Below are 20,927 nucleotides of genomic sequence, written 5' to 3' on the forward strand. Positions count from 1 at the left end.
ACGAGCGAGGACGTACGCAGGCATGAAGCCAGGGACCGGCCGACGCGGCATGAGGACTGCCCTCCTGACGAGGCGTAACGCAAGACGTCTGTCAGCCGTCTGTTCGGCGCTGGGCACGTTGGTCATTGCATCCGCGGGGCTGGCTCCAGGGGCTGCGGCATCGGACATCCAGTCGAGGCAGTGGTATCTGAACTCGATGGGGGCCGATGAGATATGGAAGTACAGCACCGGTAAAGGGGTGAAGGTCGCGGTCATCGACACCGGGGTGAATCCGGCGACTTCAACGCTCAAGGGGCAGGTGCTGGCCGATGAAGTGCCAAAGTCCGTTTCGTACCGTGCCACCAAGGATTCCGACGGCCATGGCACCGGAATGGCCGAGCTCATTGCCGGCACGGGAGCGGGCGGCGGCATCAAGGGATTGGCACCGGGAGCGAAGATCGTTCCCTATCACATCGGCACACTGAAGGGCGGGGAGGAGGACGTGAAGGCCCCCACCTCCGCCGAAGCCATCAAGGCTGCCGCTGACAGTGACGCCAAGATCATCAATATGTCCATCGGTAGCCCGTACCCCAGCTCCGATGAAGAGGACGCCATCAAGTACGCCGCCTCCAAGGGAAAGCTGATGTTCGCCAGCATCGGCAACAGCGGGGCAAAGGGGAAGCCGGAATATCCGGCCGTTGACCCGTACGTCGTCGGTGTGTCCGCCACCGACAAGTCCGGAACGGTGGCCAAGTTCTCCACGCGCAGCGACTACGTGGACTTCGCGGCCCCTGGCATCGGCATCCCCGCCTGGTGCGACGGCACGTTCACCAAGTACTGCGACACCGACGGAACCAGCCCCGCCTCCGCCATCGCCTCCGCCTCCGCCGCGCTGGTCTGGTCGGTTCACCCCGACTGGACGGCGAACCAGGTCCTCCGGACGCTGCTCGACACCGCCGGTCGTTCCTGGCCGAAGGACAAGCCCAGTACGTACCTCGGCTACGGCCTCATCCGGCCGCGCCGGGTGCTGATCGACAAGGACATCAACCCGGGCCCGGCCAACAGGGATCCCCTGTACGCCGAGAACGGAACGGACGCGGACGAAGACGTCACGGCCACCCCGAGCCTGTCGGTCGCGCCGTCCGACGGCCGGCCTGCGAAGGACACCGGTTCCACCAGTGGCCCCACCTCCGCCGCGAAGGACTCCGGCTCCGGGAGCGACACGACGACGTGGGTGATCATCGGCGCCGTTGCGGCCGTACTCGTCGTCGGAGGCGCCGGTTTCGGCGTGCTGCGGGCACGTCGTAACGCCTGAGTGGTCTCCCGCAGACCTGCTCACTCGCCGAGTGGGCAGAGGCCCGCTTGTCATGGGTGCTGGGCCTGACCCAGCGCCCGGCAAGGTCAGTTCACAAAGAAAGGCATGGAAATGGCGACAGGCACTCAGAAGATCACTAAAGATCAGATTGTCGGCCTGGAGAAGGAGCTGCTGACCCAGTTCGACGACATCAAGGGTCAGCTCGGGCGCCTCCAGCACATGATCGACACGCTTGAGGGTCACTGGAAGGGTATCGGCGCCGGCGCCTTCAACTCCAAGCAGACCGAGATCAACGAGCGCATGGTCCGGATCGGCAACATCCTGGTCAAGTTCATCGAGGGCATGAACTCCACCATGAAGATCAACGACCACACCGAGGATGAGGTCCGCGCCAAGGTCCAGAGCATCGACGTGGACCTCGGCGGCTCGCACTCGGCGCTGACGAACTACTGATCCCGGCCAGACCACCACTTCTCAGCAACGGAGGAATCATGGGCGTCCACAACAGCGGCGTGACCGAAGTCCATTACGACCGTCTCGACGAGATGGCGACTCAGATCGGTCAGCAGGCCGAGAAGCTCGAGCAGGGCCTCGAAGCCATCAAGGCCAAGGTCCAGCACGTCTCCAGCATGTGGGAGGGCGAGGCCCACACCACGTACGTCCAGGAGCAGGCCGCGTGGGACCGCGAGGCGCGGGGCATCCACGAGGCGCTCGTCGCCATCGGCCGGGCCGTGCACGCCGCCGGCGGCGACTACATGGGCGGCGACAAGAAGGCCGCCAGCTACTTCCAGTAAGCGGCCGGGAGCATCGGCGCGTCGCGACTGCGGGGTGGGCACGCACGGAGGGTGCCCGCCCCCAGTCGTGTCCGGGACGGACTCGGCTCAGCGGAACAAACAGGACAGGGAATGCACTCCACAGGTGGCGCCACGGATGTGGCCGCCGGGGAAGAAGCGGGCAGAGCCGCGAGGACGCGGCAGCGAGTGGGCCCGTACACCCTCATCACCGCGCTGGACGATCCGCGTACCAAGCTCCCCGTCCCCGAGCGGCGCTACATCGCCCGCAGTGCCGACGGTCAGCACACCGTCCTGCTCTCCCTGCCGCAACCGGGAACCGACACCCAGCGCTTCCTGGCCGAGGCGGACGGCTCCCGCTACCTGCTCGGGCCCTGTGCCGCTCCGGCCACGGCCCTGGCCGGTCCGGGCGAGCCCGCCTGGTACTCCCGGCCGTACCGGCCCGTGCTGCCGTTGCCGACCGCCCTCGCCGTACACGGCGGTCCGCTGCCCGAGCGGACCGTACGCGGCCTGGGCGTGGCCCTCGCCGGGACGCTGGCCGTCCTGCACGGGCAGGGGCTGACCTTCGCCGGTGTGTCACCGGCGGCCGTTCTCCTCGCCGCCGACGGGCCCCGTCTCTCCTGCTACGGCGCGGTGCGCGCGGCTGCGCCGGACGGTTCGCCCCGCTCCGGGCTCCCGGGGCTGGAAGCGGGCAGTCTGCCGCCGGAACAGGCGTCCGGAGGACGTCCGCGTCCCCTCGGGGACGTCCACGCCCTCGGGGCGACGCTCGCCTACGCGGCCACCGGCCATACGACGCCCGAACGGGACGAACTTCCCGCCGCCTTCCGCACGCTCATCGCCCGCTGCCTGTCGCGCGACCCCAGCGGCCGTCCGCAACTGGCCGAGCTGATCGATGCGTTGTGCGTGGGCACGGACGCGGGGACCGGGACCGGCGCCGCAGACCGCTCCGCCGCTCTCCTCACCCCCGGCTGGCTCCCCGGTCGCGTCATCGCCGCCCTCGCCCACCAGTCGGCCGCCGTCCTCACCGCGGAGATTTCCGTCGAGGCGACGCCCGCACCGCCCACCAGCCCCCTCCCTCAACCGAACTGACGACGGCCATGCCCTCCCCCCTCACGCACGACGACCCCCTAGCGCTCGGCCCGTACCGTCCGATCGCCCGCCTCGGCAGCGGCGGCATGGGCACCGTCTATCTCGCGCGTACGGCAGGCGGCCGTACCGTCGCACTGAAGACGATGCACGCCCGCATCGCCTCCGACCCGGCCTTCCGCACCCGGTTCCGGCTGGAGACCGACGCGGCGCGGGTCGTGGGGGAACGGTTCGGCGCCGGGGTGGTGGACGCGGATCCGCGGGCCGAGACGCCGTGGTTCGCGACCGAGTACGTGCTCGGGCCGCCCCTCGACGACGCCGTGGAGCTGTGCGGTCCGCTGCCCGAGGCCTCCGTACGGGCGCTGGGGGCGGCGCTGTGCGGGGCGCTGGGGCAGTTGCACGCATCGGACGTCGTCCACCGCGACCTCAAGCCGTCCAACATCCTGATCGCCGCGTACGGGCCGAAGGTCATCGACTTCGGTATCGCCCGCGCGGCCGGGGACGACCACCTCACCCGGATCGGGGCCGCCGTCGGCACCCCCGCCTTCATGTCGCCGGAACAGGCGAGCGGGCAGGAGCACTCGGCCGCGGGCGATGTCTTCGCGCTCGCCGGTCTGCTCGTCTTCGCCGCCACCGGGCGCCCGCCGTTCGGGCATGGTCAGGCGGCGGACCTGCTGTACCGGGTGCAGTACACCGAGGCCGACCTGAGCGGTGTGCCGGACAGCCTCGTGCCGGTGCTCGCGCAGTGCCTGGACAAGAATCCCTTCCGGCGGCCGACGACCGGCCGGCTCGCCTCCCAACTGCACGACGGGAACGGTGAGTTCGCCGATCATCTGCCGGACGCGCTCCTCGCCGACATCGCTCGGCGGGCGACCGAGGTCTGGCAGGTCGCACCGCAGCGCCTGCCGGCTCCTGCCGAGGATCCGGACCCGGCCGCGCCGACGGTCCCCGTACGGTGGTCCCGTCGGAGGATGCTGCTCACCGGCGCAGGCGCGGCGCTGGCCGTCGCGGCCGGGACGGCGGGAGCGTTGACCTGGAGCGAGTGGACCGGCGGCCCGAAGACACAGCCTGTGCCCGGGCCCAGCAACAAGCTGCTGCCGAAGAAGCAACTGGACTCCCTGTGGCAGATCCAGGTGGCGGACCCGGACCACGGCTACTTCCCGGACGAACCCCTGTCCACCTTCCCGGCGCAGTTGCACGCCGTTGCCGACCTCGTGGTGCTGATGGTCGACAGGGGCCTGAACGGTGTCATGGCGCGGACCGGAAAGGCCGACTGGACGTCGGACGACTCGGATGAGGTCTGGCAGGCCGCCTCCGACGGCGAGCGCATCATCGTGACGACGAATGTGGACGACGGCTACATCGGCCCCGGTGGCAAATTCGACGCTTCCCACGCGAAACCGCTGGCCCTGGCCTCGATCGACGCCCTCACCGGCAAGGTGAAAGAGCCTTTTGCGCAGTTCTCCGATCTCAATGGCCTCCCGGTGAACCAGGCGCTGTGCATCGCGGACGGGGTGGCCTATGTGGTTGCGGGGCGGGGCAAGTTCTCCCTCAGTTTTCTCGCGGCCCAGTCCTGGTACGTGCTCGCGGTCGACATCGGCACGGGCAGGCGGTTGTGGATGGCACCGCTGCCCAGGCGGCACAACGGTTCCTCGCAGTTGTACTTCCTGGCTGCCGGAGTCGTGGGGAACCGTTTCGTGGCGCTCCAGGTGGCCAACGACGGCAGTGTGCATGCCGTCGTACGCGACGCCCGTACGGGTACGGTCCGCTGGGACCGCAAGCTCGACGGGATCGGCCCCGACCAGCTGCGGAGGCCTCTGGCCATCGATGCGCAGCACCTGTACGTGGGCGTCGGCCGGCTCAGGGCCCTGCGGCTCGGCGACGGCGGTGTGGCCTGGGACTCCACGTCCGTGCGCCCGGGCCGCACGTACGGCCTTCCGGCGCTCAAGGACGGCACCCTGTACGCCGTCGAGAAGGGTCTCGGGCTCGTTGCCTTCGACCCGGTGAGCGGCCGCGTCAAGTGGCAGGAGAAGGGCGGCCAGGGGACGAAGGCGGACCTGCAGGCCGCGCCCTTGATCGGGTCCGACTTCGTGTACAGCAGGCGAGGTGCGCGGCTGTGGGCGATCGATCTGTCCTCCCGTGCCCCGGCGCATTCCTACAGGACCACCGGCGACCGCTTCATGATCCATGAGAAGGCGGGGGAGATCATCGCGCTGGGCGGTCACTTCCTCGCGGCCTTCCCGCTGCGGTGAGCCGACCGGTGCAGAGAAGAGAAGGCGACAAGCGATGAGACCCCTGGGGACCGGCGACCCGATCCGGCTCGGCCCGTACCGGCTGCTCGGTGTGCTGGGCGAGGGCGGCATGGGCAAGGTGTACGTGGGTCAGGACCACGCGGGCACCGTCGCCGCTGTGAAGGTGCTCCGGCCCGAACTCGCCCACGACACCGGGCTCGCCCAACGGTTCGTGCGCGAGGCGCTGGCGGCCCAGGCCGTGCGCAGCCCGGGTGTGGCGGCCGTGCTGGGTGCACAGACCGAAGGCGGCCGGCCGTGGATCGCCACCGAGTTCCTCGCCGGACCGACCCTGGACCAGGTGGTGGATCGGCAGGGCCCGCTGGACGAGGCGACACTGCGCGCTCTGGCCGTGTCCGTCGCCGGCACCCTGCGCGACATCCATGCCGCCGGTTTCGTCCACCGCGACCTCAAGCCGCCGAACATCGTGCTCACCTCCGTCGGTCCTCGTGTCATCGACTTCGGCATCGCACGCCCGGAGCACGGTCTCACGCTCACGACAACCGGGCAGATCCCGGTCACTCCGGGGTACGGCGCCCCCGAGCAGGCGCTCGGCCGGCGCGTCACCTCGGCCGCCGACGTCTTCTCGCTCGGCGCCGTCCTCGTGTACGCGGCCACCGGTCACCGGGCGTTCGAGGGCACGCACGTGGCCGCCGTCCAGTACGAGGTCGTCCACGGTGAACCGCGCTGGCACGGCCTCTCACCCGAGCAGCACGCCCTGATCGCCCCGTGTCTCGCGAAGGACGCGGCGGGGCGGCCCACGCCCGAGCAGATCGCCGGGGCCTTCGCGCCGCCCAAGAAGTCCGGCACGGTGTGGAAACGCGGGCCGGTGGCGGAGGTGATCAGGGAGCGGGAGCGTGAGGTGCGGGAACTGACCGCGCCGCTGCTGACGACGCAGACCGGGACGGGGCCCAGCCGGAGAGGACTGCTGACCGGGTTCGCGGCCGGTGGCGCGCTGCTCGCGGCGACCGGCGGCACGGGGTGGTGGCTGCTGCGCGACGGCGGCCACAGCCGGAAGGACCTGTTCACCCTCCCGCCCGCGGCGAAGACACCGGCGGCACGCGTCCTTTCCGCCGACGACGGCGACTTCATCGTCGGTGAGCCGGTGAAGCCGCTCTGGGTCCACGACGCGGTGGTGGGAGCCCAGTCACCGGCTCCGCTGCCGATCCGGGACGTCGTCATCGCCGACACCGTGTCCGACGGCATCGCGGCGTACAACGTCGTCGACGGCAAACGCCGCTGGCAGGCCTCGGACGTGTCGGCGAGGAGCCGCTGTCTCTCGCTCTCCGACCGTCTGCTCGTGGCCGCCGACACCGAAGGCACGCTGCACACCTTCGTGCCGTCCACGGGTGAGCGCAAGTGGACGGCGAAGGCGGACGCCAAGGCACTGCTGGCCGCCGACGAGCAGGCCGTGTACGTGGTGACCAAGGACCACCGGCTGCGCGCCGTGGGCCGCTCCGACGCGAGGATCCGCTGGACCGTGCCGATACCGGACCGGTTCCGGACCAGCGTCTATCCCCAGGGCGCGGCCGACAGCCGGACGCTGGTCGTCTCGACCACGGGTGGACATGCCTGGGCGGTCAGCACGAAGACCGGCCGCCCGCTGTGGACGATGTACAACCAGGCGCGGAAGACCCAACTCGTTCCGGTGGCGCGGAACGGGGTCGTGTACCTCAACGGCAAATCGCTCTCGGCACGGAGAATGTCGGACGGAAAGGAACTCTGGCAGGTGACGGACACATACGCGGATTCCTCGGAATGGAGCCCTGCCGAGGTGCTGGGCGACTCCGTGTATGTGACCATCGGCGATGCGGTCAGGCGGCTGCACATCGGCAAAGGTGAAGAGCAGTGGTCGTCGTCGGAGAACGGCCATGGACCGGTTCTTGTTCAGGGGAACGGCGCATGGGTGACCGACGACCCGTACAACGGCACCACGCTACGCGCCCTGAGCGTCAAGGACGGCTCGGGGATCTGGACCTACGACATTGCCCCGTTCTTCGGTGTGAAAGTCTCTGTCGGCCTCGCGGGTGCGGGCAATCGAGCCTTCGCCACTGCCAAGGGTTCCCTGATCGCCTTTCCGGTCTTCTGACCACATCCCCGGCCGCGACGTCACGGGCGGACACGGTCACCCCCTGATGGCCGCGACGATCCGCCGTCCTTCATCAGTGGTCCTTGTACCGCGGCAGTTCCTCGGGAAAGTCGCGGGGAGCCTTGCACTCGGCCAGTTCGTAGGCATGTTGGGTGAGCTCATAGGCGAAGTCGGTCAGTGTCTGCCGCAGCGGGACGCCCTTGGCCTCGGCAGGTCCGTTGACGCGGGCCTCACCGACCACTGCGTAGGGCTGGGACGCGTTGTGGTCGGGGACACCCGGCGGCGTACAGGGCACGTACACCGCTGAAGTGTTCGCATCAGAATTTATCTGAGCCAGAGCTTCCATTCCGTCCACGGAGACCCGGACGATCTGATTCTTCGCCCTGGAATCCCGATAGTATTCGAGCCAGTCCTTGCGGGAGACGGGCCGCACCCGCGCTTCTCCGGAGAGCAATGAATCATTGCTGGTGTCGACGTGGCACCAGAAGGAGAGCCGATCCCCGGCACCCTGGGTGCCGGAGCCGCTGTCGGCCGATCGGGCCTGCGGCAACACCTGCTTGACCGTGCCCTTTTCAAGGGTGCCTTCGCGCATTTTGTCCGGGAGTAGATAGAGGCCTTTGTTCAGGAAAATCCATCCGGCGCCGCAGAGGAGTCCAAGGGCTGTCAGAAATAGAATGATGACTTTCCCATTCTCCCAGGATGCGAGTTGCGGCCGGTTTCTCTGCGGCGTCTCCACCGGGGGCGCTCCTTCGTGTTGCTCAGGTACCCACTACTGGCGTCCCATCCCGCAATGGTGGCGTTGCCGACGAGATCGTCGGTGCCGTCCTTGGCGCCGTGCAGCTGCCGGCCCTCGATCAGGGAGGAGATCCGAAGGCCCCGCCCGGAGGCGGGGCCTTCGTCAGTGCGGCTGTCGGCGCAGTGCGCTCAGTACTCCACGTCCACCAGGCCGGTCTGGACCAACGGCTTGCCCCGCTTCCGCGACACGAAGACGCCCCGTCCCGCCGGCATCGGCCGCGGCCGGACGCCGTTGAGGATGTCGCCCTCCGCCGGGTCGCCGGCCAGGACGATTCCCTGGGCCCCCAGTTCCTTCATGCGCTGCATGAACGGCTCGTACGAGGCCCGGCCCGCGCCCGCGGAGGAGCGGGCGACGATGAAGCGGACGCCGACGTCACGGGCGAAGGGCAGCATCTCCGTCAGGCCGCCGAGGGGGTTGCCGCTGGACGTGGAGACCAGGTCGTAGTCGTCGACGACCACGAACACCTGCGGGCCGCGCCACCAACTCCGCTCCCGCAGCTGCTGCGCGGTGACGTCGGCCGTCGGCGTGCGGCGCTGCATCAGGTCCGCAAGGGCCGTCATGTGATGGTCCATCTGGCTCGACATCGGGATGTACTCGGCCAGGTGCGAGGCCGGGGTGATGTCCAGCAGCGAGCGCCGGTTGTCGACGACGAAGAACTTCGCCTCGTCGCCGCCGTAGCGGAGCGTCAGCTGCTGGATCAGCAGCCGCAGCAGGTTGGACTTGCCGGACTCGCTCTCGCCGAAGATCAGGAAGAACGGGTCCTGCTCGAAGTCCAGGAACACCGGCTCCAGGTTCTCCTCGTCGAGCGCGAAGGCGACGCCCCGCTTCACGAAGCGGTCACCGGGCGGCAGTTCGACGGCCTCCAGCTGGCGCGGCAGCAGCCGCACCTTCGGTGCCCCGGGCGCCTGCCAGTGCCGGCCGACCTCGGTGGTCAGCGCCGCCGTGGCCTCGGCGAGGTCCGTGTCGGAGGTCAGCCCGTCGATCCGCGGCACGGCCGCCATGAAGTGCAGCTTCTGCGGGGACAGGCCGCGGCCGGGGACACCCGCGGGCACGTTCGCCGCCACCTTGCGGTCGATCTCGGAGTCCATCACGTCACCGAGCCGCAGTTCCAGGCGGTTCATCAGGTGGTCCTTGAGATTCGCCCGGACCTCCATCGAGCGCGACGCGGTGATGACCACATGGATGCCGTAGCCGAGACCCCGGGCGGCGATGTCCAGGACGGCAGGCTCCAGGGCCTCGTAGTCCGTACGGAAGTTGCCCCAGCCGTCGATGAGGAGGAACACGTCACCCCACGGCTGGTCGGTGACGGAGATGTCACCGCGCGCGCGGCGGGCCCGGAAGTCGGCGATGGACGCGATCCCGGCCGAGCGGAAGTACTCCTCACGGCGGGTCAGCACGCCGTACACCTCGGAGACCGTACGGCGTACCCGCTCCGGGTCCAGGCGGGACGCGATGCCGCCCACGTGCGGCAGGTCCTGCAGCGCGGCCATACCGCCGCCACCGAAGTCCAGACCGTAGAACTGCACCTCGTACGGCGTGTGCGTGAGTGCGAAGGAGCAGATCAGCGAGCGCAGCAGGGTGGACTTGCCGGACTGCGGGCCGCCGATGATCTGCATATGGCCCGCCGCGCCCGAGAAGTCGAGCAGCAGTCGGTCGCGGCGCTGCTCGTAGGGCTTGTCGACCAGGCCGACCGGCACGACCAGGTGCCCCGCGCCCTCATAGCCGGGCTGGGTCAGACCGCGGCCCTGCACCGCGGCGAGGCCGGGCAGCAGCGCGTCCAGCGAAGGCGGGCTCTCCAGCGGCGGCAGCCAGACCTGGTGCGCCGCCGGGCCCTGGGCCTCCAGCCGGCGCACGATCACGTCGAGGACCGTGTCGGCCAGCGCGTCGGCCACGTCCGGCGCGGACTGGGTGCGCTGCTGCGGCACGACGGTGTACTGCACGGGCACCTCCGCCGCCGTGAACAGCACGGGCCGCCGGTCCACCGGCAGTGGTCCGCCCGCGAGGGCCGAACGCTGCGGCCCCGTGCGGTAGACGCCGGAGACGTAGGCCGCCTTGAAGCGGACCATTTCGTCCGTGCCGAACTTGAGGAAGCCGGAGCCGGGGACGTTGGGGAGTTCGTAGGCGTCGGGGACGCCGAGGGCGGCACGCGACTCGGCCGCGGAGAAGGTGCGCAGACCGATCCGGTAGGAGAGGTACGTCTCCAGGCCGCGGAGCCGGCCCTCCTCCAGGCGCTGCGAGGCCAGCAGCAGGTGCACGCCCAGCGATCGGCCGATACGGCCGATCTGCACGAACATCTCGATGAAGTCCGGCTTCGCGGTGAGCAGCTCGCTGAACTCGTCGATCACCAGGACCAGGGACGGGATCGGCTGCAGCGGAGCGCCGGCCGCGCGGGCCTTCTCGTAGTCGTGGATGTTGGCGTAGTTGCCCGCGTCGCGCAGCATCTCCTGGCGCCGGTTCAGCTCACCGCGGATCGAGTCGCCCATGCGGTCGACCAGCGTCAGGTCGTCGGCCAGGTTGGTGATCACGGCCGCGACGTGCGGCATCTGCGCCATGCCGGCGAAGGTGGCACCGCCCTTGAAGTCCGCGAGGACGAAGTTCAGGGTCTCCGAGGAGTGCGTGACGGCGAGGCCCAGCACCAGGGTGCGCAACAGCTCCGACTTGCCGGAACCGGTCGCGCCGACGCACAGGCCGTGCGGGCCCATGCCCTCCTGCGCGGCCTCCTTGAGGTCCAGCATCACCGGACGGCCGTCCTCGCCGAGACCGATCGGCACCCGCAGCCGCTCCGCCAGCGCGCGCGGTCGCCAGGTCCGCTTGGTGTCGACGGAGGCCGCGTCGCCGAGGCCCAGCAGGTCCGTGAACTCCAGATTGGCGAGCAGCGGCTCGTCGTCGTCACCGCCGGAGGCCATGCGCAGCGGGGCCAGCTGCCGGGCCAGCGCCTCGGCCGACTCGTAGGAGAGGGCGTCGGGGGTGCCCTCGTAGACCATCCCGTGCCCGGACTCCAGGCTGAGGGACCCCGGCTGTACGACCACGGACAGATCGCCGCCGCCCACGGTCAGCTCGCCCGCCACCACCTCGACCACGGTGACGCCCTGCAGGCCCTCCGGGTTGGCGAGCACGGAGTCGGGGAGCAGGGACAGGTCGTCCAGGACCAGCACGATGTGCGGTTCGTCCAGCACCGGTGCGGCGCCGGGGTGGAAGCGCGGGCGACCGTTCAGCCGGGCGGACAGCAGGTCCTCCAGCTCGCGGACGTCGGCGCTGATCAGCCTGCGGGTGCCCGCGCCGTCCAGGGCACCGGACGTCTGCACGTGCGGCAGCCACTTCGCCCAGTCCCAGTGCGGCAGCGCCTCCCGTCCGGCGGCGACCGCGACGACCAGGTCCTCGGGGGAGTGCAGCGAGGCGAGCGAGCCGACCAGCGCCCGGGCCGTGGCGCGTACCGACTGCGGCTCACCGCTCACGGTGACGTGGTAGAAGGCGCGCAGCGAGACCGCCATCGGCAGATCGCCGAGGGTGCTGTGGGTGGCGAGGAAACGCTGCATGGCGCCCGCGGTCAGCGGCTCCAGCTGCTCCACGGGTCCCATCTCCGGCGGGACCAGCGGCGTCGCCAGCGGCTGCGGGCCCAGACCGATGCGCACATGCGCGAAGTCCTCGTCACCGGGCCGCCGTTCCCACACCCGGCTGCCCTCGGCGACGAGCGCCCACAGCTGTTCGGGGGCGGGGTGCAGGTAGTACTGGGCGTCGCGCTGCGCCTTCGCCGTCTGCACGGCGGACTTGCGTGCCTGTGAGAGATAGCTGAGGTAGTCGCGCCGCATGTCGGCCAACTGGCCCTGGGAGCCACGGCGGAAGCGGACCACCATCGCGATGGACATCGCCACCGTCGAGGCGATCATGATCATGCCCATGATCTTCATGAACGGCTGACCGTTCGTGAAGAAGAACACCACCGAACCGCCCATGCCCAGCGTGGGCAGGAGCTGCATCAGCACGCTCTCCTGATGCCCCCGCGGCAATTCGGGCGGTGGCTGGACAACGACCTCTTCCGTGGGCACTTCGGACGGCAGCGCCCTAGCGGGGCGCTTGACGACAATCTGGCTCACTGCTCACCAATTCCCTTGCCCGACCCAGGCTTTCCGCCCGCCGCCCCGTGTCCGGCGAGCGCAGGCCGCCGCGTGATCCTACTGAGTTCACGCCACACGGGTGAGCGGTAGGGTGCCGGATGTTCGCGTGAGCACACGCCGAGCAGGCAGGAAAGACCGGGACAAACCCCTTGATTCTCAGGCGGGAAGGCCCCGAAATCCTGCCGTGCGGCACCCGTGCCGACATGCACAGGGCCAACCGCCACGAGACCTTCACGAAGCAGACGCACCACCACCACTGAGGGGGAGCAGCAGGTGAGCATGACGGCCGCCGCCACCGGCGGACCCGGGACGGGAGCCCCCGCCGGGTCCGGCACGGGACTCGGATTCTGCCGGGTCACCATCGTCGCGCCCGACAGCCGTATCGACGTGGCACTGCCCGACGACGTCCCGGTCGCCGACCTCTGTCCGGAGATCCTCCGGCTGTCCCAGCAGAGCCCCGACGCGGGCGCTCCGGTCGGTTACCACCTCGTCCGCACCGACGGCACCGTGCTGGACAGTGCCCGATCCTTCGCCGCCCAGCGCATTCTCGACGGCGAGCTCCTCACGCTGCGCCCGTTCGCGGACTCCCTGCCGCCGGCCGTCTTCGACGACGTCGCCGAGGCCGTCGCCTCCGCCGTCACCAAGCAGCACAAGCTGTGGAGCGGTGACCTCACCCGGGCCGCGGGCCTCGTCGGCGGCGGGGTGCTGCCGACGCTGCTCGCGTTCGTCGCCTGGACCGCCGACCCGCGCCATGACATGCACGGGCTGGCCGGCATCCTCGCCGCCGTCACCGGCATCCTCCTGGTCGTGCTCTCCGCGGTCCGCGCCCGCGTCTACGACGACCGCGGCTCGGCCGTCGCCCTGGGCCTCGGCGCGCTGCCCAACATCGGCGTCGCGGGCAGCGGACTGCTGCCGCTCACCCACGGGGAGGGCATCGGCAGACTCCAGTTCCTGCTGGCGTGCGCCGCCGTTCTCGTCGCGGCCCTGATCCTCGCCCTGTGCTCCCCGCACGGCGACGGGCCGTTCGTGGCCTTCGTGTTCGCCTCGGCGATCGCCCTGGTCGCCGTCTTCGCCGCGACCCTGGCCAACTGGTCGCCGACCGAGACGGCCGGCGTGTGCGCGCCCATCGCCGTGGGCGCGCTCGCCTTCCTGCCCGGTATGTCCATGCGCTTCGCCCGGCTGCCGATCGGCTTCGAGAACCCCAGCAGCGGCCCCGCCCGCCCCGGTTACGGCACCGAGGCCGCCGCTGCGGAGCCCGTGGACACCGAGCGCATCGAGGCACAGGCCCGGCGCGGCCACGAGCTCCTCGTCGGCCTCGTCGGCGGCTGCGCCGTCCTCGCCGTCGGCGCCTCGGCGGTCCTGGGCTTCTCCGACGACGTCTGGGCCCAACTGCTGGCGCTCGCCACCGGCGTCGCGATGCTGATGCGCGCCGGCCTCTTCCGGTACACCGCCCAGGTCGCGCCCGTCCTCGCCGCCGGCCTCGGCTCCCTGGTCCTGCTCGGCCTCGGACTCGCCCTCAACCCGCCGCGCCATGTGATGATCGAGGCGCTGAGCGGCAACCGCACCGACCTGGAAGTCCGCACGATCTGGCTGCTCGCGGCCATCGGTGCCGCCGCGGCGCTGGTGACGGCGCTGGGCCTGATCCTGCCGCGCGGCGGGCTGACCCCGTTCTGGGGCCGCTTCCTGGAGATCTGCGAGGGCTTCGTCCTCCTGACGCTGATCCCGCTCACCCTGGCCGTCTTCGACGTCTACGCGACCGCGCGGGCGATGACCAGCAAATGAGCACCGGGCCGCCGGGAACGCCAGGCCCCGGCGGCCTGTCCGAAGGCGGACCGCTCTCTGCGCGCCGGGTCCGCCGCTGCGCGCCCACGGCTGCGGGCCGGACACCCTGCGTGGCCGGGCACCGATGTGACACCGCGTCCGCACCCGGCCTCGCGTCCGCGTCCGCCCTCGCGTCCGCGTCCGCACCCGCGGTGACCGCCGACACTGCGGTGACCGCCGGCACTGCCGGCATCGCCGACACCCGTAGCCACCCGCGATCCGTGTCGCCGCCACCGAAAGGAACCTGTCAGCGTGAGCTTCGGCCCCCCTCCGCCCATGGTCACCCAGCCACCCCCGGCAGCGGACCGGTCGCGGGCCGGACGCCGCAGACGCGTCATCGGTGTGGTCGCCGCGGTGGTGGCCGGCGTTCTGCTCGTCGGCGCGGGCCTGCTCTGGTACCACTCGGACGGCCGCACCAAGGGGCGGACCGGCACCACGGCCGTCGAGCAGGCCCCGGACGCCATACGCGCGACCGTGGAGAAGGCCCCCGCCTCACCGGAGGGGCAGGTCGTCGTCCAGCACAACGAGGGCGACCTCACCGACAAGCCGCTGTACGCCCCCGGCACCTGGGCCACGGGCAAGATCCTCGCGCGGGCCGTCGGCCACCGGATCGAGGGCTACAGGATCGAGCCCGGCTACGACGAGACCGCCTGGAAGCTCCGGCTCGACGGTCACGTCTGCGCGGTCAGCCGCGACGTCACCGCCGACGGCAGGACCGCGGTGGTCGTCCAGCCCCCGGACCCCGCCGACAAGGGCATCTGCGACGAGGTGCTCCTCGTCGACCTCGACACCGGCAAGAAGCTCTGGCAGAAGAAGATGCCGGCGGCCGAATCCGCCTACGTCACCAACACGAACATCGCGCTGACCCAGGGCGTCGTGGCCATCGCCTGGAACCACGGATCGGCGGCGTACGACATGGACAGCGGCAAGCGGCTGTGGAACACCACCCTCGCCACCTCGCAGTGCCATGACTCGGGCTACGCGGGCGGCCGGGCTCTGCTCGCCCTCGTCACCTGCGGCGGGTACGGCAACACCACGTACCGGGTGGAGAAGCTCGCCCCCCGGACCGGCAAGGTCGTGTGGAAGTACGCGGTCAGCCGCGGCGTCCAGGGCGTCTACCTGCCCTCCGCCGACCCGCCGGTGCTCGCCGTCGAGGCGGGGGACACCATGGTCACGGACCTGCTCACCCTCGATCCGGACAACGGCCGGCGGCTGTCCACCATCTCGATGGCCGGCTACGACCCCAAGTGCGACGAGGAGGTGTACCCCGGGCCCTTCTTCGGCGTCATCGACAAGTGCGACGGAATGGTGGTCGGCCGCGACCGGGTCTTCGTCATGAGCAAGGAGAACAACAGCGACCTCGACAAGCCCGCCGACCGGATCACGGCCTTCGACGCCGGAAAGGGCACGAAGGCCGGCGAATTCGAGGGCCGCCCCTTCCAGCTCGTCGTCCCCGTCCGCACGAACGGCGACGACCTGATCGTCTACCGCCGCAGCATGGACGACGTCCAGCCCGCGGCCATGGTCGACTGGAACCCGCGGACCGACGAGGAGACCCCGTACCTCCTGTTCCAGCTCCCGGAGGACGACGAGGGCGAACTCAGCGACCCCGAGCAGTCGGACATCCGCTACGAACAGGGCTGTGCCTTCTTCGCCCGCCGCCAGCTGGAACGCGACGACAGCCATCCCAAGAGCCCGGTCCTGTCAGTGATCGGTGTGGGCAGCGCCGGGCTCAAGCACTGACACGCCAAGGGGCGGCACGCACGCGTGCCGCCCCTTCACGACGGTGTCCTTCACGGCGGGGCGCTCACTCCGCCGCGAGCCCCCCGTTGTGCGGCATCGGCGTCAGATCGAACTCCCCGTCCCGCGCACCCAGGACGAACGCGTGCCACTCCGCCTCCGTGTACCGCAGCACGGTGTCCGGATCGAGGGAGGACCGCATGGCGACCGCCCCCTCGGGCAGGTACGCGATCTCGACCCGCTCCTCGTGCTCCTCCGTGCCCGGCGCGCAGTGCCACTCGACGTCCGAGATGTCGAGCGCGTACAGCTCGTCGCGCTCCCGCTCCTTGCGCGCCTTGATCTCCGCTTCCGTCTCCGCCATCCCGAAGCGACCCCTTCCCGACGTACGTACGATCAGCACGTTCACCCTAGTGGCCGCTCCCGCCGGACCCGGGCCGTTCCGGAAGGCGGGAGAGGGTGCCCGCCACCGCCTGGTACCCTGGTCGACGGCCGTTTGTGTACGCACCCCCGGAGCCCTTTCGAAGGCCCTGGAGGCCGCGCTCAGCGGATCCCCGCCTCCCGAGTTACGGAAGCTCCCCCGAGAAGTGGACCGGGGGCACTCGGTGGCACTCACAGACTATTGAGGAGTACGCGTGTCGCTCGACGCCGCTACGAAGAAGCAGATCATCACCGAGTTCGGTACCAAGGAGGGCGACACCGGCTCCCCCGAGGTCCAGGTCGCCATGCTCTCGCGCCGCATCTCGGACCTGACCGAGCACCTCAAGACGCACAAGCACGACCACCACTCCCGCCGTGGTCTGCTGATCCTGGTCGGTCAGCGCCGTCGCCTGCTGCAGTACCTGGCCAAGAAGGACATCCAGCGCTTCCGTGCGCTGGTCGACCGCCTGGGCATCCGCCGCGGTGCGGCGGGCGCCAAGTAGGACGCCGTGGAGGGAGCGGTTCCCGAAAGGATTCGGGGGCCGCTCCCTTTGCCGTATGCGCGGCTGCCGTATGCGCGGCGTCGCCCCGCGTACGGAAACTTCCGTCGTACGTGCGGAAACATGCGGAGTGTCACTCACGCTTTGTAGTGTGGTAGCACAACGCAATACGGACGACACAGCACGACAACGAACAAGGAGAAGCGCACCTAGCCGCCGCCGGTCCTCGGTAGTGGCCCCCGGGGGGAAGCGAGCCCCGGGAGCTTCGATCGAAGACCGGCCCGCACAGCACGGCGCGCTTCTCCGTAACCGTCCCCCTGCCACACGGGCAGCGACGGACGAAGACGAGGAGAAAACGCTAGTGGAGAACGAGACCCACTACGCCGAGGCCGTCATCGACAACGGTCCCTTCGGCACCCGCACGATCCGCTTCGAGACGGGCCGCCTGGCCAAGCAGGCCGGCGGTTCCGCCGTGGCGTACCTGGACGACGACACCATGGTGATGTCGGCCACCACCGCCTCCAAGAACCCCAAGGACCAGCTCGACTTCTTCCCGCTGACGGTGGATGTCGAGGAGCGGATGTACGCCGCCGGCAAGATCCCCGGCAGCTTCTTCCGCCGTGAGGGCCGGCCGTCCGAGGACGCGATCCTCACCTGCCGCCTGATCGACCGCCCGCTGCGCCCGTCCTTCAAGAAGGGCCTGCGCAACGAGATCCAGGTCGTCGCCACGGTCATGGCGCTCAACCCCGACCACCTGTACGACGTCGTCGCGATCAACGCCGCGTCCGCGTCCACGCAGCTGGCCGGTCTGCCCTTCTCCGGCCCGATCGGCGGCGTCCGCGTCGCGCTGATCCGCGGCCAGTGGGTGGCGTTCCCGACGCACACCGAGCTCGAGGACGCCGTCTTCGACATGGTGGTCGCCGGCCGCGTCCTGGAGGACGGCGACGTCGCGATCATGATGGTCGAGGCCGAGGCCACCGACAAGACCATCACGCTGGTCGAGGGCGGCGCCGAGGCGCCCACCGAGGAGGTCGTCGCCTCCGGTCTGGACGCCGCGAAGCCCTTCATCAAGGTGCTCTGCAAGGCCCAGGCCGACCTCGCCGCGAAGGCCGCCAAGCCGACCGGTGAGTTCCCGATCTTCCTGGACTACCAGGACGACGTCTTCCAGGCCCTGACGGCCGCCGTCCGCCCCGAGCTGGCCCAGGCGCTCACCATCGCCGGCAAGCAGGAGCGCGAGGCCGAGCTGGACCGCGTCAAGGGTCTGGCCGCCGAGAAGCTCCTGCCGGAGTTCGAGGGCCGCGAGAAGGAGATCTCCGCCGCGTACCGCTCGCTGACCAAGCAGCTGGTCCGCGAGCGCGTGATCAAGGAGAAGACGCGCATCGACGGCCGCGGTGTCACCGACATCCGCACGCTGGCCGCCGAGGTCGAGGCCATCCCGCGGGTGCACGGTTCCGCGCTGTTCGAGCGTGGCGAGACCCAGATCCTGGGCATCACCACCCTCAACATGCTCCGTATGGAGCAGCAGCTGGACACCCTCTCCCCGGTGACCCGCAAGCGCTACATGCACAACTACATCTTCCCGCCGTACTCCGTCGGTGAGACCGGCCGCGTGGGCGCCCCCAAGCGCCGCGAGATCGGCCACGGCGCCCTCGCCGAGCGCGCCCTCGTGCCGGTGCTGCCGACGCGCGAGGAGTTCCCCTACGCGATCCGCCAGGTGTCCGAGGCCCTCGGCTCCAACGGCTCGACGTCCATGGGCTCGGTCTGCGCCTCCACCATGTCGCTGCTGAACGCCGGTGTGCCGCTGAAGGCCCCCGTCGCCGGTATCGCCATGGGCCTGATCTCCCAGGAGATCGAGGGCGAGACGCACTACGTCTCCCTCACCGACATCCTCGGTGCGGAGGACGCCTTCGGTGACATGGACTTCAAGGTCGCCGGCACGAAGGACTTCGTGACCGCCCTCCAGCTCGACACCAAGCTGGACGGCATCCCGGCCTCCGTCCTGGCCGCGGCCCTCAAGCAGGCCCGTGACGCCCGTCTCCACATCCTCGACGTGATGATGGAGGCCATCGACCGGCCCGACGAGATGTCCCCGAACGCCCCGCGGATCATCACCGTCAAGATCCCGGTGGACAAGATCGGTGAGGTCATCGGCCCCAAGGGCAAGATGATCAACCAGATCCAGGAGGACACCGGCGCCGAGATCACGATCGAGGACGACGGCACGATCTACATCGGCGCCTCCGGCGGCCCGGCCGCCGAGGCCGCCCGCGCCACGATCAACGCCATCGCCAACCCGACGATGCCCGAGGTCGGCGAGCGCTACCTGGGTACGGTCGTGAAGACGACCACCTTCGGTGCGTTCGTCTCCCTGCTGCCCGGCAAGGACGGACTGCTGCACATCTCGCAGATCCGCAAGCTCGCCGGCGGCAAGCGCGTGGAGAACGTCGAGGACGTCGTCGGCGTGGGCCAGAAGGTCCAGGTCGAGATCGCCGAGATCGACTCCCGCGGCAAGCTCTCCCTCATCCCCGTGATCGAGGGCGAGGAAAGCGACGAGACGAAGAAGGACGACGCCGACCAGTGACGTCCCGTAGCTCCAAGGCGACGGCCCGCACCTCTTCGGAGGCGCGGGCCGTCGCCCGTACCCAAACCCTCATCAAGGGCGTGAACGGCATCGGCACGGTCCGCAAGACCACCCTCCCGGGCGGACTGCGCATCGTCACCGAGACCCTGCCCTCCGTGCGCTCGGCGACCTTCGGCATCTGGGCGCACGTGGGCTCGCGCGACGAGACCCCGGCCCTGAACGGTGCGACGCACTACCTGGAGCACCTGCTCTTCAAGGGCACCGACCGCAGGTCCGCCCTGGACATCTCCTCCGCCATCGACGCCGTCGGCGGCGAGATGAACGCGTTCACGGCCAAGGAGTACACGTGCTACTACGCGCGCGTGCTCGACACCGACCTGCCGCTCGCCATCGACGTCGTCTGCGACATGCTGACCGGCTCGCTCATCCTCGAAGAGGACGTCAACGTCGAGCGCGGCGCGATCCTCGAAGAGATCGCGATGACCGAGGACGACCCGGGCGACTGTGTGCACGACCTGTTCGCGCACACCATGTTCGGCGACAACGCCCTCGGCCGCCCCGTCCTCGGCACCGTCGACACGGTCAACTCCCTCACCGCCGACCGCATCCGCCGCTTCTACAAGAAGCACTACGACCCGACCCATCTGGTCGTCGCCTGCGCCGGCAACATCGACCACAACAAGGTCGTACGACAGGTCCGCGCGGCCTTCGAGAAGGCGGGCGCCTTCAAGAACATCGACGCGCAGCCCATCGCCCCGCGCGACGGCCGCCGTACGATCCGCACGACCGGCAAGGTGGAGCTGCTCGGCCGCAAGACCGAGCAGGCGCACGTCGTCCTCGGGATGCCGGGCCTGGCCCGCACGGACGACCGGCGCTGGGCCATGGGCGTGCTGAACACCGCCCTCGGCGGCGGTATGTCGTCCCGTCTCTTCCAGGAGGTCCGGGAGAAGCGCGGCCTCGCCTACAGCGTGTACTCGTACACCTCCGGCTTCGCCGACTGTGGCCTCTTCGGCGTGTACGCCGGCTGCCGTCCGAGCCAGGTGCACGACGTGCTGAAGATCTGCCGCGACGAACTCGACCACGTCGCACAGAACGGCCTGTCCGACGACGAGATCAGCCGCGCCGTCGGTCAGCTCCAGGGCTCCACCGTCCTGGGCCTGGAGGACACCGGCGCGCTGATGAACCGTATCGGCAAGAGCGAGCTGTGCTGGGGCGAGCAGATGTCCGTCGACGACATGCTGGCCCGGATAGCAGCGGTCACCCCGGACGAGGTCCGCTCGGTCGCCCGCGACATCCTGGGACAGCGCCCGTCGCTGTCGGTCATCGGTCCGCTGAAGGACAAGCAGGCCGCACGGCTGCACGACGCCGTCGCCTGACCGCCCTTCGGTCCGTCCCCCATCGGTCCATCA

14 protein-coding genes are annotated in these 20,927 nt (G+C 70.0%); 11 read left to right on the top strand and 3 right to left on the bottom strand.

What is annotated here, in order from left to right; genetic code table 11:
- Positions 1 to 49 precede the first annotated feature (49 nt).
- The 6 genes from ACZ7P3_RS30335 (at position 50) to ACZ7P3_RS30360 (ending at position 7,548) form a co-directional block, all read left to right on the top strand.
- Complete coding sequence (locus tag ACZ7P3_RS30335) at positions 50 to 1,294, top strand: S8 family serine peptidase (RefSeq protein WP_472086465.1); 1,245 nt, start codon at positions 50 to 52, stop codon at positions 1,292 to 1,294.
- A gap of 111 nt (positions 1,295 to 1,405) precedes the next feature.
- Positions 1,406 to 1,747: a WXG100 family type VII secretion target gene (locus ACZ7P3_RS30340; protein WP_472086466.1), complete on the top strand. Its 342-nt coding sequence runs from the start codon at positions 1,406 to 1,408 to the stop codon at positions 1,745 to 1,747.
- Between the two features lie 38 nt (positions 1,748 to 1,785).
- Positions 1,786 to 2,088, top strand: coding sequence for a WXG100 family type VII secretion target (locus ACZ7P3_RS30345; protein WP_472086467.1), 303 nt, complete (start codon positions 1,786 to 1,788; stop codon positions 2,086 to 2,088).
- 111 nt (positions 2,089 to 2,199) lie between these two features.
- Positions 2,200 to 3,174 carry a protein kinase family protein gene (locus ACZ7P3_RS30350; protein ID WP_472086469.1) on the top strand — a complete coding sequence of 325 codons (975 nt, stop codon included), beginning with the start codon at positions 2,200 to 2,202 and terminating at the stop codon, positions 3,172 to 3,174.
- 8 nt (positions 3,175 to 3,182) lie between these two features.
- Entirely contained in the window at positions 3,183 to 5,423 is a 2,241-nt protein-coding gene (locus ACZ7P3_RS30355) for a protein kinase domain-containing protein (protein ID WP_472086470.1), read from the top strand.
- A 34-nt stretch (positions 5,424 to 5,457) separates the two neighbouring features.
- Positions 5,458 to 7,548 carry a protein kinase domain-containing protein gene (locus ACZ7P3_RS30360; protein WP_472086471.1) on the top strand — a complete coding sequence of 697 codons (2,091 nt, stop codon included), beginning with the start codon at positions 5,458 to 5,460 and terminating at the stop codon, positions 7,546 to 7,548.
- Positions 7,549 to 7,621: 73 nt separating this feature from the next.
- Here the strand turns inward: ACZ7P3_RS30360 and ACZ7P3_RS30365 are convergent, their stop codons facing one another.
- Together ACZ7P3_RS30365 and eccCa are read right to left on the bottom strand one after the other, a co-directional pair.
- The gene (locus ACZ7P3_RS30365) at positions 7,622 to 8,284 is read right to left on the bottom strand and encodes a protein kinase family protein (protein ID WP_472086472.1); all 663 of its coding nucleotides are present in this window, start codon (positions 8,282 to 8,284) and stop codon (positions 7,622 to 7,624) included.
- A gap of 188 nt (positions 8,285 to 8,472) precedes the next feature.
- On the bottom strand, positions 8,473 to 12,438 hold the full coding sequence (eccCa, locus tag ACZ7P3_RS30370; protein WP_472086474.1) for a type VII secretion protein EccCa: 3,966 nt from the start codon (positions 12,436 to 12,438) through the stop codon (positions 8,473 to 8,475).
- A 300-nt stretch (positions 12,439 to 12,738) separates the two neighbouring features.
- On the opposite strand from eccCa, the gene eccD reads away from it, so the two are divergent.
- Together eccD and ACZ7P3_RS30380 are read left to right on the top strand one after the other, a co-directional pair.
- On the top strand, positions 12,739 to 14,241 hold the full coding sequence (gene eccD, locus ACZ7P3_RS30375) for a type VII secretion integral membrane protein EccD (RefSeq protein ID WP_472086502.1): 1,503 nt from the start codon (positions 12,739 to 12,741) through the stop codon (positions 14,239 to 14,241).
- 291 nt (positions 14,242 to 14,532) lie between these two features.
- Positions 14,533 to 16,023 carry an outer membrane protein assembly factor BamB family protein gene (locus ACZ7P3_RS30380; protein WP_472086476.1) on the top strand — a complete coding sequence of 497 codons (1,491 nt, stop codon included), beginning with the start codon at positions 14,533 to 14,535 and terminating at the stop codon, positions 16,021 to 16,023.
- Positions 16,024 to 16,087: 64 nt separating this feature from the next.
- Here the strand turns inward: ACZ7P3_RS30380 and ACZ7P3_RS30385 are convergent, their stop codons facing one another.
- The gene (locus ACZ7P3_RS30385) at positions 16,088 to 16,381 is read right to left on the bottom strand and encodes a DUF397 domain-containing protein (protein WP_472086477.1); all 294 of its coding nucleotides are present in this window, start codon (positions 16,379 to 16,381) and stop codon (positions 16,088 to 16,090) included.
- Between the two features lie 271 nt (positions 16,382 to 16,652).
- On the opposite strand from ACZ7P3_RS30385, the gene rpsO reads away from it, so the two are divergent.
- From rpsO to ACZ7P3_RS30400, 3 genes are all read left to right on the top strand, one after another.
- Positions 16,653 to 16,940 (top strand): 30S ribosomal protein S15, encoded by a 288-nt coding sequence (rpsO, locus tag ACZ7P3_RS30390; protein WP_005479656.1) that lies wholly within the window; start codon positions 16,653 to 16,655, stop codon positions 16,938 to 16,940.
- A gap of 358 nt (positions 16,941 to 17,298) precedes the next feature.
- Positions 17,299 to 19,518, top strand: a complete 2,220-nt coding sequence (locus ACZ7P3_RS30395) for a polyribonucleotide nucleotidyltransferase (RefSeq protein WP_472086479.1) — start codon at positions 17,299 to 17,301, stop codon at positions 19,516 to 19,518.
- Positions 19,515 to 20,894 (top strand): M16 family metallopeptidase, encoded by a 1,380-nt coding sequence (locus ACZ7P3_RS30400; protein WP_472086481.1) that lies wholly within the window; start codon positions 19,515 to 19,517, stop codon positions 20,892 to 20,894. The genes ACZ7P3_RS30395 and ACZ7P3_RS30400 overlap by 4 nt, the downstream gene beginning before the upstream one ends.
- The last annotated feature ends 33 nt before the right edge of the window (positions 20,895 to 20,927 follow it).

Source organism: Streptomyces sp. NPDC107581 (genome assembly GCF_055657175.1).

Bases quoted from the DNA above. Each gene is read 5' to 3' on its own strand.
- ACZ7P3_RS30335 (WP_472086465.1), top strand. From the start codon at position 50: ATGAGGACTGCCCTCCTGACGAGGCGTAACGCAAGACGTCTGTCAGCC.
- ACZ7P3_RS30355 (WP_472086470.1), top strand. From the start codon at position 3,183: ATGCCCTCCCCCCTCACGCACGACGACCCCCTAGCGCTCGGCCCGTAC.
- ACZ7P3_RS30360 (WP_472086471.1), top strand. From the start codon at position 5,458: ATGAGACCCCTGGGGACCGGCGACCCGATCCGGCTCGGCCCGTACCGG.
- ACZ7P3_RS30340 (WP_472086466.1), top strand. From the start codon at position 1,406: ATGGCGACAGGCACTCAGAAGATCACTAAAGATCAGATTGTCGGCCTG.
- ACZ7P3_RS30350 (WP_472086469.1), top strand. From the start codon at position 2,200: ATGCACTCCACAGGTGGCGCCACGGATGTGGCCGCCGGGGAAGAAGCG.
- ACZ7P3_RS30345 (WP_472086467.1), top strand. From the start codon at position 1,786: ATGGGCGTCCACAACAGCGGCGTGACCGAAGTCCATTACGACCGTCTC.
- eccD (WP_472086502.1), top strand. From the start codon at position 12,739: ATGACGGCCGCCGCCACCGGCGGACCCGGGACGGGAGCCCCCGCCGGG.
- ACZ7P3_RS30385 (WP_472086477.1), bottom strand. From the start codon at position 16,381: ATGGCGGAGACGGAAGCGGAGATCAAGGCGCGCAAGGAGCGGGAGCGC.